Source organism: Kitasatospora sp. NPDC056800, assembly GCF_042789775.1.
Taxonomy (GTDB): Bacteria; Actinomycetota; Actinomycetes; order Streptomycetales; family Streptomycetaceae; genus Kitasatospora.
The window spans coordinates 1-13,237 of sequence record NZ_JBHUAL010000106.1 but is presented as its reverse complement, the minus strand read 5'-3'; the positions used below and the strand labels follow the sequence as shown (position 1 = coordinate 13,237).

The 13,237-nt window shown below is 75.2% G+C and carries 7 protein-coding genes; 4 read left to right on the top strand and 3 right to left on the bottom strand.

Translation table 11 applies throughout. The features are described from left to right. The first annotated feature begins 21 nt into the window (after positions 1-21). Positions 22-6,960, top strand: a complete 6,939-nt coding sequence (locus ACFRQN_RS22820) for an amino acid adenylation domain-containing protein (RefSeq protein ID WP_380741695.1) — start codon at positions 22-24, stop codon at positions 6,958-6,960. 49 nt (positions 6,961-7,009) lie between these two features. Next, a complete protein-coding gene (locus ACFRQN_RS22815; RefSeq protein ID WP_380741693.1) occupies positions 7,010-8,170 on the top strand; it encodes an acyl-CoA dehydrogenase family protein in 1,161 nt (386 codons plus the stop codon). Positions 8,171-8,212: 42 nt separating this feature from the next. Here ACFRQN_RS22815 and ACFRQN_RS22810 read toward each other — a convergent pair whose 3' ends face one another. After that, positions 8,213-8,506 (bottom strand): hypothetical protein, encoded by a 294-nt coding sequence (locus ACFRQN_RS22810; protein WP_049657893.1) that lies wholly within the window; start codon positions 8,504-8,506, stop codon positions 8,213-8,215. A gap of 74 nt (positions 8,507-8,580) precedes the next feature. Here ACFRQN_RS22810 and holA point away from each other — a divergent pair, with 74 nt between their 5' ends. Further along, complete coding sequence (holA, locus tag ACFRQN_RS22805; protein ID WP_375877524.1) at positions 8,581-9,579, top strand: DNA polymerase III subunit delta; 999 nt, start codon at positions 8,581-8,583, stop codon at positions 9,577-9,579. Between the two features lie 25 nt (positions 9,580-9,604). Here the strand turns inward: holA and ACFRQN_RS22800 are convergent, their stop codons facing one another. Next, a complete protein-coding gene (locus ACFRQN_RS22800) occupies positions 9,605-10,453 on the bottom strand; it encodes a hypothetical protein (protein ID WP_380741691.1) in 849 nt (282 codons plus the stop codon). A gap of 263 nt (positions 10,454-10,716) precedes the next feature. Further along, positions 10,717-10,986, bottom strand: coding sequence for a 30S ribosomal protein S20 (rpsT, locus tag ACFRQN_RS22795; RefSeq protein ID WP_030309778.1), 270 nt, complete (start codon positions 10,984-10,986; stop codon positions 10,717-10,719). Positions 10,987-11,316: 330 nt separating this feature from the next. Here rpsT and lepA point away from each other — a divergent pair, with 330 nt between their 5' ends. Further along, a complete protein-coding gene (gene lepA / locus ACFRQN_RS22790) occupies positions 11,317-13,185 on the top strand; it encodes a translation elongation factor 4 (protein WP_063780165.1) in 1,869 nt (622 codons plus the stop codon). The last annotated feature ends 52 nt before the right edge of the window (positions 13,186-13,237 follow it).

Genomic DNA, 13,237 nt, shown 5'->3' with positions numbered 1-13,237 from the left:
CCCACGGAGGACCGATCCGTCATGGCATCAGCATCGGACGAGAAGCTGCTCGGATACCTCAAGCGCCTCACCCTCGACCTGCACGAGGCGCGCGGGCGCCTGCGCGAGCTGGAGGAGGGGGAGCGGGAGCCGATCGCGATCGTCGGCATGGCGTGCCGGTACCCGGGCGGGGTCGACTCGCCCGACGCGCTGTGGCGGCTGCTGGCCGAGGGCGGGGAGAGCGTCGGCGCGTTCCCCCGCGACCGGGGCTGGGAGGAGGGGCTGTACGACCCCGAGGGCGGCGGCCGGAGCCTGACCGGTTCCGGCGGATTCCTGTACGACGCGGCCGAGTTCGACGCCGGCTTCTTCGGGATCAGCCCGCGTGAGGCGCTGGCCATGGACCCGCAGCAGCGGCTGCTGCTGGAGACCGCCTGGCGGGCCTTCGAGGACGCCGGGATCGACCCGGAGTCGGTGCGCGACACCGAGACCGGGGTGTTCGCCGGCCTGTCGAACCTCGACTACGGGCTGGGGCGCGGCGAGGTGCCCGAGGAGGCCGAGGGCTTCCTGACCACCGGGGCGGTGGGCGGCGCGGCGTCCGGCCGGATCTCGTACACGCTCGGCCTGCGCGGTCCGGCGATCACCGTGGAGACGGCCTGTTCGTCCTCGCTGGTCGCGCTGCACCTGGCGGTCCGGTCGCTGCGCGGCGGCGAGTGCGCGATGGCGCTGGCGGGCGGGGTGACGGTCATGTCCACCCCGCAGCTGTTCACCGAGTTCACCAGGATGCAGGGCGTGGCGCCGGACGGCAGGTGCCGCCCGTTCTCGGCCGGGGCCGGCGGCAGCGGGCTCTCCGAGGGCGTGGGCGTGCTGCTGCTGGAACGGCTGTCGGACGCGCGGCGGCACGGCCACCCGGTGCTGGCCGTGGTGCGCGGCAGCGCGGTGAACCAGGACGGTGCCAGCAACGGCTTCACCGCGCCGAGCGGGTCGGCGCAGCAGCGGGTCATCCGGCAGGCGCTGGCGGACGCGCGGCTGTCGCCCGGCGACGTCCAGGTGGTGGAGGCGAGCAGCACCGGCACGGAGCTCGGCGACCCGATCGAGGCGCGCGCCCTGCTGGCCGCCTACGGGCAGGACCGGGACCGGCCGCTGCGGCTGGGCTCGCTGAAGCCCAACATCGGGCACTCCCAGGCGGCGGCGGGCGTCGCCGGGGTGATCAAGACGGTGCTGTCGATGCGTCACGGCACGCTCCCCGCCACCCTGTACGCGGACGAGCCCACCCCGCACGTCGACTGGTCGGCGGGCGCGGTCGAGCTGGTCGCCGAGCGGGCCGCCTGGCCGGGGGCGGACGGGCCCAGGCGGGCCGGGGTGTCCTCGCAGGGCATCAGCGGCACCAACGCCCACGTGATCATCGAGGAGGCCCCGGCCGCCTTGGAGGCCGGGGAGGTCGGGGACGGGGAGGCCGGTCCGGGCGGGCCGCGGCTGCTGACCCTGTCCGCCAAGTCGCCGGCCGCGCTCGCCGAACTCACCGACCGCTACACCGAGTTGCTCGCGGACGACGGGCCGGGCGCGGCCGGCGGGTCCGGCTTGGCGGCGGTTTGCCGGGCCACCGGCCTCGGCCGGGCGCACTTCCCGCACCGGCTGACGGCCGTCGCCTCCTCGGCCGCCGAGCTGCGGGACCTCCTCCTGCGGACCCGCCGGGAGGAGGAGCCGCCGCCCGGTGTCCGGGTCGGCACCCGGACCCCGGAGGGCGGCCGGGGCCCGGTGTTCCTCCTCACCGGCGCCACCGGCCCCCTGGCCGGGCCGGACGCCGAGGCGGTCGCCGTCCTGGCTGAGGCCGAGCCGGTCTTCCGCCGCGCCCTGGACCAGTGCGCCGAGGCGCCCGGCGGCCGGCTCTCGCCGTTCGCCGTCGGCTACGCGCTCGCCGAGCTGTGGCGCTCGTGGGGCGTGCGGCCCGCCGCGGTCCTCGGCCACGGCACCGGCGAGCTGGTGGCCGCGTGCGTCACGGGCACGATGAGCCCGGAGGACGCGCTGGTGGCGGCCCGTACGCTCCGGAACGCGGCCGCGCCGGAGACGGCCGGGCCGGACGCCGCCGGGTCGGAGCGGTTCGCCGCCGGCCTCGCCGCGCTGCTGCGGGACGGCCACCGCACCTTCGTCGAGCTCGGGCCCGCCTCGCCGCTGCTCGACGAGGTCCGGGCGGCCGGGCACACCGTGGTCCTGCCGTCGCTGCGCCCGGGGGAGGACGCCCGGCGCACCCTCCTCGACAGCCTCGGCGCGCTCTACACCCGGGGCGCGCGGATCGACTGGGCGCGCGTGCACGGCGAGCCCGCCGGGCCGCCGGTGCGCCTGCCCGGGTACCCGTTCCAGCGCGAGCGCTACTGGCTCTGGACCGGCGCCCCGCGCCGCACCGGGGCGCCGGCACCGGAGGGGTCGCTGGTCGCGCAGGTACGGCTGGTCGGCCCCGACGGTACGCCGGTGGCGCTCGCCGACGGCGTACGCCTGGAGGCGGTGCCGGACGCCCTGCCGCCCACCGCGCCCGCGACGGAGACGCCCGCGACGGAGCCGCCCGCGAGGCAGGGACCCGTCGAGGACGTCGTCGAGCTGGTGGCCGGCATCGTCGGCCGGGCGCGCGGCGCGGCCGTCACCGGCGACGACCGGGAGCTGCCGCTGCGGCGCCTGGCCGTCGACTCGCTGATCGCGATGGACATCCGGCAGACCCTCGCCCGGCGGCTCGGCGTGGACCTGCCGCTGCGCGACCTGCTGGACGGCCGTAGCGTCACCGCGATCGCCGACGCCGTCCGGGCCGCACGCGGCGACAACGACGGCAGCGGCAGCGGCGCTGACGCCCGACGGCCCGGGACGGCGCTGGTCGCCGACCCGGCGGCCCGCCACGAGCCGTTCCCGCTCACCGACCTCCAGCAGGCCTACCTGGTCGGCCGGACCGACGCCTTCGAGCTCGGCAACGTCTCCACCTCCTTCCTGGTCGAGGTGGACCTGACCGACACCGACCCGGACCGGCTGGCCGCCTCCTTCCGGCAGCTCGTCGACCGGCACGACATGCTCCGCGCGGTCGTCTCCCGGGACGGGCACCAGCGGGTGCTCGCCGAGGTCCCCGAGTACCGGATCGCCACCGTCGACCTGCGGGCCTGCGACCCCGCCGAGCGGGAGCGCCGGCTGGCCGCGATCCACCGGGAGATGCGGGACCAGCTCTTCGACACCGAGGCCTGGCCGCTGTTCGACGTCCGGGCCACCCTGCTCGACGCCCGCACCACCCGGCTGCACCTCAACTTCGACGCGCTGATCATCGACGGCCGCAGCTCCGGGCTGCTGTTCCGGGAGTGGGCGCAGGCCTACCGCCACGGGGCGCCCGCGACCCCCGCCCCGGCCGTCACCTACCGCGACTACGTGCTCGCCGCCGCCGGGGCGGACGCCGAGGGACGCGAGCGGTCGCTCGCCTACTGGCGGGCCCGCGTCGACTCGCTGCCGCCCGCGCCCGCCCTGCCGCTGCGTCCGGGCCCGGCGCCCCGGCGGCCGGAGTTCGTCCACCGCACGGCCCGGGTCGGGGCCGGGGCGTGGCGACGCTTCAAGGAGCACGCCGCGGCGGCGGGCCTCTCGCCCTCGGCCGCGCTGTGCGCCGCGTACGCGCAGGTGCTGGGCGCCTGGAGCGCCTCGCCGCGCTTCACGCTCAACCTGCTGGCGTTCCACCGGCGGCCGCTGCACGAGGACGCCGGCCGGGTGGTCGGCAACCTCAGCGCCACCACCCTGCTGGAGGTCGACGCCGCCCCCGGCGAGGCCTTCGCCGCGGGCGCCGCGCGCCTCCAGGACCAGCTGCTGGCCGACCTCGAACACGGCCACGTCAGCGGCGTCGAGGTGCTGCGCGAACTCAACCGCACCCGCGGCGGGACGGGCCTGGCGGGCATGCCGGTGGTCTTCACCAGCACGATCGGCTTCTCCGCCCGGAGCGCCGCCGCCGACAACACCGCCGACGGCGACAACACCGACAACACCGCCGACGGCGGCCCGGAGCAGCGCGGGGCGCTCACCGCGCTGACCGCGCTCGGCACCGCCGGCGAGCTGGCCTCCAGTTCGGTGCGCACCCCGCAGGTGTGGCTCGACCACCAGGCCCTGGAGGAGGCCGGGGAGCTGGTCCTGAACTGGGACGTGGTGGAGGAGGTGTTCCCCGAGGGCGTCGTCGACGGGATGTGGGAGGCCTACCGGGACCTGGTGCGCGGCCTGTGCGAGGAGGGCGCGTGGCGCCGCCCGCCGGCCGTGCTCGCGCCGGAGGCCGACCTGGCGGTCCGCCGGGCCGTCAACGCCACCGACGGCCCCGTCCCCGCCGAGCTGCTGCACGACGCGTTCCTGCGGCAGGCCGCCGCCCGGCCGGACGCGCCCGCCGTCATCACCGCCGCCCGGACCCTCAGCTACCGCGAGGTGGACCGCCGGTCCGACCGGATCGCCCGTCGGCTGATCGAGGACGGCGCCGGCCCGGGCGCGCTGGTCGGCATCGTGCTGGACAAGGGCTGGGAGCAGGTCGTCGCGGCGCTGGCCGTCCTCAAGACCGGGGCCGCCTACGTGCCGGTCGACGCCGCCGTGCCCGGCCCGCGCCTGCGGATGATCGTGGAGGCCGCCGGGATCGGCCTGGTGCTGACCCGCTCGGCGGTCGCGGCCGGGCTCGACCTGCCGGACGGCACCCGCGCGCTGCACGTCGACACCGAGCCGGAGGACACCGGCGCGGACGGCCCGCTGCCGCCCTCCCCGGCCCGGCCCGAGGACCTCGCGTACGTCATCTTCACCTCGGGCTCCACCGGGGTGCCGAAGGGCGTGATGATCGAGCACACCGGCGCGGTCAACACGATCCGGGACGTCAACGACCGGTTCGGCGTGACCGGGGACGACCGGGTGCTGGCGCTGTCGGCGTTCAACTTCGACCTCTCGGTCTACGACGTGTTCGGCCTGCTCGCGGTCGGCGGCGCCGTGGTCCTGCCCGACGCCCCGGCGCAGCGCGAGCCGGCCGCCTGGCTGGACCTGGTGACCCGGCACCGGGTGACGGTCTGGAACAGCGTCCCCGCGCTGATGGAGATGTTCGTCGAGCACGTGCGGGCACTCGGCGGCCCGTTCCCGCTGCGGCTGGTGATGATGAGCGGCGACTGGATCCCCGTCACCCTCCCCGGCGCCGTCGCCGCGGTCCTGCCGGACGCGCGGGTCGTCGGCCTGGGCGGCGCGACCGAGGCCTCGATCTGGTCGATCCTGCACCCGATCACCGAGGTGGACCCGGAGCGGACGAGCATCCCGTACGGCCGGCCGATGCGGAACCAGCGCTTCCACGTGCTGGACGAGGCGCTGCGGCCGCGCCCGGCCTGGGTCCCCGGCGACCTGTACATCGCGGGCACCGGCCTGGCCCGCGGCTACCTCGGCGACGAGGAGAAGACCCGCGCGGCCTTCCCGCGCCACCCGGTGACGGGGGAGCGGCTCTACCGTACCGGCGACCTCGGCCGCTACCTGCCGGACGGCGACATCGAGTTCCTCGGGCGCGCGGACTTCCAGGTGAAGATCCAGGGCCACCGGATCGAGCTCGGCGAGGTCGAGGCAGCGCTGCTGCGCCGGCCGGACGTCCGGGCGGCGGCCGTGGTGGCCGAGGGCGAGCGCGGCGGCCCGCGGCGGCTCGTGGGCTACGCGGTGGCGGACGCCTCCGAGGAGGAGCTGCGCGCGGCGCTCGGCCGCGAACTGCCGGGGTACCTGGTGCCCGCCCGGATCGTCCTGCTGCCGGAGCTGCCGCTGACCGACAACGGCAAGGTGGACCGCCGGCGGCTTCCCTCGCCCGGGCTCGCGGCCCCGCGCCCCGGCGGGGCGGTCGCCCCGCGCGACGCGGCCGAGCGGCTGCTCGCCGGGATCTGGGCCGAGTTCTTCGGCACTCCCGCGGCGACCGCCGACGCCGCCCCGGACCCCGCCGGTTTCGACGTCACGGCGAACTTCTTCGACCTCGGCGGCGACTCCATGCTCGCGGTGCGGATGATGGCCCGGATCAGGCAGTGCACCGGCCGCTCGCTGCCGGTGGCCACGCTGCTCGCCCGGCCGACCGTCGAGGCGCTCGCCGGGGTGCTGCGCGAGCGGGCCGAGGACGAGGGCCGGGCGGCCCTGGTCACCGTCCGGGGCACCGGGGCCCGGCCGCCGCTGTTCCTGGTCCACCCGGTCGGCGGCGACGTGCTCTGCTACGCCGGGCTCGCCGCCCTGCTGGACGGGGACCAGCCGGTCCACGCCCTCCAGTACCCCGAAGCGGACGCCGAAGCGGACTCCAAAGCGGACTCCAAAGCGGACTCCGAAGCGGACCCCGAAGCGGACCCCGGGGTGCGGACCGCCCCGAGGACCGTGGCCGAACTGGCCGCGCACTACGCCGACGCGATCACCGCGCGGTTCCCGGACGGCCCGTACCGGCTCGGCGGCTGGTCGATGGGCGGGGTGATCGCCCTGGAGACCGCCCGGCTGCTCACCGACCGGGGCGCGGCGGTCGAGCTGGTCGCGGCCGTGGACCTGCTCGAACCGCCCGGCCGCACCGAGCCCGCCGCCGAGCCGGCGCTGCTGGCCCGGTTCGCCCGTGACCTGGCCGGGCTGGCCGGCCACGACTGGAACCCCGGGCCGGAGGAGTTCGAGCCGGTCGACGGCGGCTCCCCGGTCGAGGAGCTGCTGACCCGGGCCCGGCGGGCCGGCGTCCTGCCGGAGGAGATCGACGGCGCCACCCTGGAGCGGCTCGCGGGCCGGTTCCTGCGCCTCAGCCGGGCGCTGGCCGAGCACCGGCCCGTCCCGTACCGGGGCCGGGTCCGGCTGCTGCGGGCGATGGACGGGGCCAGCACGGCCACCACCCGGCGGTGGCTGGAGCTGCTCGGCGACCGGGCGGAGAGCGTCGACGTGCCCGGCGACCACTACAGCGTCATGCGCGCCCCGTACCTCCCGACCCTGGCGGCCGAGCTCGACAAGGCGCTGAACGACCTGTGACCCGCCGCCCCGGAGAACCCCACCGCACCCGCCGAACCAGGAGGACCGGATGACCACCCTCGAACTGCCGCCCCGGACCGGGACGCCCCGGACCGGTACGCCCCGCACCGGGACGGCCCGCACCGCCGCCTCGGTCCTGGACCGGGTACGGAGCTACGCCGCCGGCCTGCCGGCCACCGCGCCGGAGACCGAACGGCTGGGCCGGATCCCCGGTGACGTCCTGGCGGGCCTGAAGGCCACCGGGCTGCTGCGGGCCGCCCTGCCGCCGCGGCTGGGCGGGGTCGAGCTGACCGTGCCGGAGACCACCCGGGCGATCGACCTGCTGGCCGAGGGCGACGCCTCGGTCGCCTGGTGCGCGTCCGTCGCGCTGAACGCCTCGCTGGCCGTGGTCTCGCTGCCCGAGGACGTCTTCGCCGAGCTGTTCCCGGACCCGGACCTGATCACCGCGACGGTGCTGCCGCCGGCCGGGCGGTCGGTCCGGCACGGCGGCGGCCACCTGCTGACCGGCCGCTGGACCCACGCCAGCGGGATCACCCACGCCGACCGGGTGCTGGCCGGGTTCCTGACCCCGGAGGGCACCCCGAGGGTCGCCGTCCTGGACGCCGCGCAGGTCCGGGTGCTGGACACCTGGCACACCACCGGGCTGCGCGGCACCGGCTCGCACGACATCGAGGTCGCCGACCTGTTCGTCCCGGAGCGGCACACCTTCGCCCTGGCGCCGTCCGGCACCCGGGCGGAGCCGCTCCACCTGCGCGCCGACAACCTCGCCCTCAAGATGGCGGGCGTGCCGCTGGGGATCGGCCGGGCCGCGCTGGCCGGCGCCCGGGAGCTGCTGTCCCCCCGGCGCACCGCGCTGCCCTACCCGGGGGTCCGGGCCGACCTCGCGCACGCCGAGTCGCTGATCGGCGCGGCGGACGCCTACGTGTACCGCACGCTGGAGCAGGCCTGGGCGGCCCAGGCGGCGGGCCTGGCGCCGGAGCGCGGCACGGCGGCGCTGGCCCGCCGGTTCGCCCACCGGGCCTGCCGGGAGGCGGTCCAACTCCTGTACGACGCCGCGGGATCGGCCGCGGTCTACACCGAGCGCACCCCGCTCGACCGCTGCCTGCGCGACGTCGTCACGGCGGGCCGCCACGTCGCCTCGGCGGAGAAGGTCCTGGACGGTGTCGGCGAGCTGCGGCTCGGGGGCGCGCCCGAGTCCCCGCACCTCTGATCAGGGGCCCTCAAGCCGTCAGGCCCTCAGGCCCTCAGGCCGTCACGCCTCCTCGCGCCAGCCCTCGTAGCCGGCCGCGAGGCGGTCGAGGGCGTGCAGCAGCGCCGGGGTCCAGCCGCTCTCCGGGGCCTCGGCCACGACCAGCCACTGGGCGTCCTCGGCGTCGTCCTCGCCCGCGAGCGCGTCGCGGACGACTTCGAGCTCGCCGAGGTCGGGCTGGGCGGCGCCGAGCTCCTCGGCGGCCTCCTCGGCGGTGTCGCGGTCGGGCAGGACGAGCAGTTGCCGGGCGTACGGGTCGTCGACGGCCGGGAGGTCGGTGGTGTGGTTCTCGCTCACCCGGACATTGTCCAGGTCGGGCCGCCCGCTCCGTCGGGCGGGAGTGTCCGCGGCCCGTGGGATGCTGGTAGGCGATGGCCAGGAAGAGTGCACCCGACGACCTGCTCGCCCCGCTGACCCTCGCGGTCGGCCAGGAGGAGCTGCTGCTGGACCGCGCGGTCGCCCAGGTGGTGGCGGCGGCGAAGGCGGCGGACCCGGACACCGACGTACGGGACCTGCCGCCCGGCGGCCTGCAGCCCGGCAGCCTGGCCGAGCTGACCACGCCGTCGCTGTTCGCCGAGCGCAAGGTGATCGTGGTCCGGGCCGCGCAGGACCTCTCCGCCGACTCCGTGAAGGAGGTCAAGGCGTACATCGAGGCCCCGGCCGAAGAAGTGATCATGGTGCTGGTGCACGCCGGCGGCGCCAAGGGCAAGGGCCTGCTGGACGCCGGGCGCAAGGCCGGCGGGCGCGAGGTGGCCTGCCCCAAGCTGGCCAAGGCGAGCGAGCGGCTGGCCTTCGTCAAGGGCGAGTTCCGCACCCTGGGCCGCTCCGCGACCCCGGAGGCCTGCCAGGCGCTGCTGGACGCGCTCGGCAGCGACCTGCGCGAGCTGGCGGCCGCCTGCAACCAGCTGACCTCCGACGTCGAGGGCACGATCGACGAGACGGTGGTGGCCCGCTACTACAGCGGCCGGGCCGAGGCGACCGGCTTCGAGGTCGCCGACCTGGCGGTCACCGGCCGGGCCGCGGAGGCGCTGGAGCGGCTGCGCTGGGCGCTGGCCGTCGGCCAGCCGCCGACCGGCATCACCTACGCGCTGGCCTCCGGCGTGCGCAGCATCGGCCGGCTGGCGAGCGCCGGGCGGAACATGCGCCCGGGCGACCTGGCCCGCGAGCTGGGCATGCCGCCGTGGAAGGTCGACCGGGTCCGCCAGCAGATGCGCGGCTGGACGGGCGACGGGGTGGCCACCGCGCTGACCGCGATCGCCCAGGCCGACGCCGCCGTCAAGGGCGGCTCGGACGACCCGGCGTACGCCCTGGAGCGCGCGGTGGTCGCCGTCGCCCGGGCCTCCCGGGCCGGTTCCCGGCCCGCCTACTGACGGCCCGGCGCCGCGGGCCCCGGCGCTACTTCTTCATGGCCCGCACGGTGTCCTGCCCGTCGGACTGGAGGGCGGTGCGCAGCTCCTCCTTGGTCGGCGGCTTGCCCTTGCCCTCGGTGTAGCCGGCCGAGTAGGTGACGTAGTACGTCATCCCGCCGTCGCGGATGTCCAGTTCGGCGTAGACGCTGTGGTACTGGTCCGAGCCGTCGTCCTTGTACAGGAAGTACGCCTCCTCGCCGAGCCCCGCGATGTCGGTGACCTGGTAGCCGCGGGCCCGGTAGAGCTCCTTGTTGGCCTCCAGCTCGGGCGCCGGGTTGACCGCCTTGTGCAGGTCGACGCGCATGTAGAGGGTGGCGGACTCGCTGTCGCTGGTGCCGCCGGTGCGCTTGAGCGACATCGAGCAGTTCATGCTGTCCAACGCCGGGTGCCGGTCGGTGTGGTGGGTCGGCTTGGAGGTGTCCGAGACGGAGTAGGTCTGCAGGAGCTTCGTGGGCTTCCCGGTGGCGCAGAAGTCGTCGGAGAGGTGGTAGCCGCGCAGGTCGCGCGGCGAGGAGTCGCTGCTGACCAGGCCGGGGACGGCCGTCACGGCGGCGGCCCAGCCGATCGAGACGGTCACCGCGCCGACGAACGCCCAGACGGCGTTGCGCCGCAGGTTCCCGCTCCGCCCGGGGGCGGGGGCGGCGGGCAGGCCGGGCGCGGTGGGCAGCCCCGGCGGCGGTCCGAAGCCGCCGGCGCCCGCGGGGCCGGGAGCGCCCGGTACGGGCTGCGCGCCCCCGCGCGGCTGCTGCGGGAAGCCGTACCCTGGTCCGTTCGGTGACTGCGGGAAGCCGTATCCCGGTCCGTTCGGTGGCTGCGGCGGCGGTGGCGTCGTCATGGAAGTTCCCCCCTGGACCTGGCGCCGAGGTGCTCCCCGCACCCCGGTCGGACCCGACCGACGATAGCCGCCGGGCCGCGGAACGCGACAGGCGCCGCAGCGGCCTCGGGGAGAGGCCGGCTGCGACGCCTGTCGCACTGCTTCTGTGCACCGCACCCGCGTGGCGAACGCAGGCCGCGTGCGGTGCGAGTCTTGCGCGCCTCGGGGGGCCGGGTAGAGGGCCGGGTCGCTCCGAAGCGGTGGGGGTCGAAGACCCCGGGGCGTCAGGCCTGGACGGCGGTGTTGACGCGCTTGGTGATGGCCGACTTCTTGTTGGCGGCCTGGTTGGCGTGGATGACGCCCTTGCTCACGGCCTTGTCCAGCGCCTTGGAGGCGGCGCGGGCCAGCTCGGTGGCCTTCTCGGTCTCGCCGGCGGCAGCGGCCTCACGGGCCTTGCGCAGAGCGGTCTTCAGCGAGGACTTGACGGCCTTGTTGCGCAGGCGCGCCTTCTCGTTGGTCTTGTTGCGCTTGATCTGGGACTTGATGTTCGCCACGAAGGAGCCTCAGTCTTGTCTAAGGATTTGAACGGGTTCGCACCCGGTGGCCGTCGGACCAGCTGAGAGGGCATGCCGAGGCCGGGTGCAGCAGCCCACGCTACCAGGGGCCCGCTGCCCGCCCCAAACCCGGGCGCCCGCGAGGGCCGCCCCCGACCGCTCGCGAGGGCGGCCCCGGACGGCCCCGGGTGCCCGAACGGCGGCCCGCCCCGCGGTCGTGGGAAGATGGCAGGGACTATTTCGATCGGACGAGCCCGTCCGGTCCCCGGGAAACCGGTCAGCGATGACCCGGACACCCCCGGCCCCGGACCAACGGAGAATCGGACCAAGGTGCCCGCGACCCCCAGCAATGTGCCAGAGCCCAGCCGTACCGACCCGGCGCTGATCCGCAACTTCTGCATCATCGCCCACATCGACCACGGCAAGTCGACGCTCGCAGACCGGATGCTGCAGATCACCGGCGTCGTCGACCCCCGGCAGATGCGCGCCCAGTACCTCGACCGCATGGACATCGAGCGTGAGCGCGGCATCACCATCAAGTCGCAGGCGGTCCGCCTTCCGTGGGCGCCGAAGACCGGTCCGAACGCCGGGACGACGCACATCCTCAACATGATCGACACCCCCGGCCACGTGGACTTCACGTACGAGGTGTCCCGCTCCCTCGCCGCGTGCGAGGGCACCATCCTGGTGGTCGACGCGGCCCAGGGCATCGAGGCGCAGACCCTCGCCAACCTGTACCTGGCGCTGGAGAACGACCTCACGATCGTCCCGGTCCTCAACAAGATCGACCTGCCGGCCGCCCAGCCGGAGAAGTACGCCGCCGAGATCGCCCACATCATCGGCTGCGACCCCTCCGACGTGCTCCAGGTCAGCGCCAAGACCGGCCTGGGCGTCGAGGACCTGCTGGACCACATCGTCAACACCGTCCCGGCCCCGGTCGGCGTCAAGGACGCCCCGGCCCGCGCGATGATCTTCGACTCGGTGTACGACTCCTACCGCGGCGTGGTCACCTACGTCCGTGTGGTGGACGGGCAGCTCACCAAGCGCGAGCGGATCTCGATGATGTCCACCGGCGCGACCCACGAGCTGCTGGAGATCGGCGTCATCTCGCCCGAGCCGAAGGTCGCCGACGGCCTCGGCGTCGGCGAGGTGGGCTACATCATCACCGGTGTGAAGGACGTCCGGCAGTCCAAGGTCGGTGACACGATCACCTCGATGCACAAGGGCGCCACCGAGGCGCTCGGCGGCTACAAGGACCCGCGCCCGATGGTGTTCTCCGGCCTCTACCCGCTGGACGGCTCGGACTACCCGCTGCTGCGCGACGCCCTCGACAAGCTGCGGCTCAACGACGCCGCGCTGGTGTACGAGCCGGAGACCTCGGTCGCGCTCGGCTTCGGCTACCGCTGCGGCTTCCTCGGCCTGCTGCACCTGGAGATCATCCGGGAGCGCCTGGAGCGCGAGTTCAACCTCGACCTGATCTCCACCGCCCCGAACGTGGTCTACCGGGTGGTCATGGAGGACGGCACCGAGCACACCGTCACCAACCCGAGCGAGTTCCCGACCGGCAAGATCGCCGAGGTGTTCGAGCCGGTGGTGCGCGGCACCATCCTCGCGCCCAACGAGTTCGTCGGCGCGATCATGGAGCTCTGCCAGTCCCGCCGCGGCAACCTCCAGGGCATGGACTACCTGTCCGAGGACCGGGTCGAGCTGCGCTACACCCTGCCGCTCGCGGAGATCGTCTTCGACTTCTTCGACCAGCTGAAGTCCAAGACCCGCGGCTACGCCTCGCTGGACTACGAGCCCATCGGCGAGCAGTCCGCCCAGCTGGTGAAGGTCGACATCCTGCTGCACGGCGACGCGGTGGACGCCTTCTCCGCGATCGTCCACAAGGACAAGGCCTACGGCTACGGCGTGATGATGGCGGGCAAGCTCCAGAAGCTCATCCCCCGCCAGCAGTTCGAGGTGCCGATCCAGGCGGCCATCGGCTCCCGGGTGATCGCCCGCGAGACGGTCCGCGCGATCCGCAAGGACGTCCTCGCCAAGTGCTACGGCGGTGACATCTCCCGTAAGCGGAAGCTGCTGGAGAAGCAGAAGGAAGGCAAGAAGCGGATGAAGATGGTCGGCCGCGTGGAGGTCCCGCAGGAGGCCTTCATCGCCGCGCTGTCCACCGACGCCGAGGCGCCGAAGGAGAAGAAGTAACGGCGGCAGGCGTTCGGAAACGCGGGAAGGGCCCGGGCATCAGCCCGGGCCC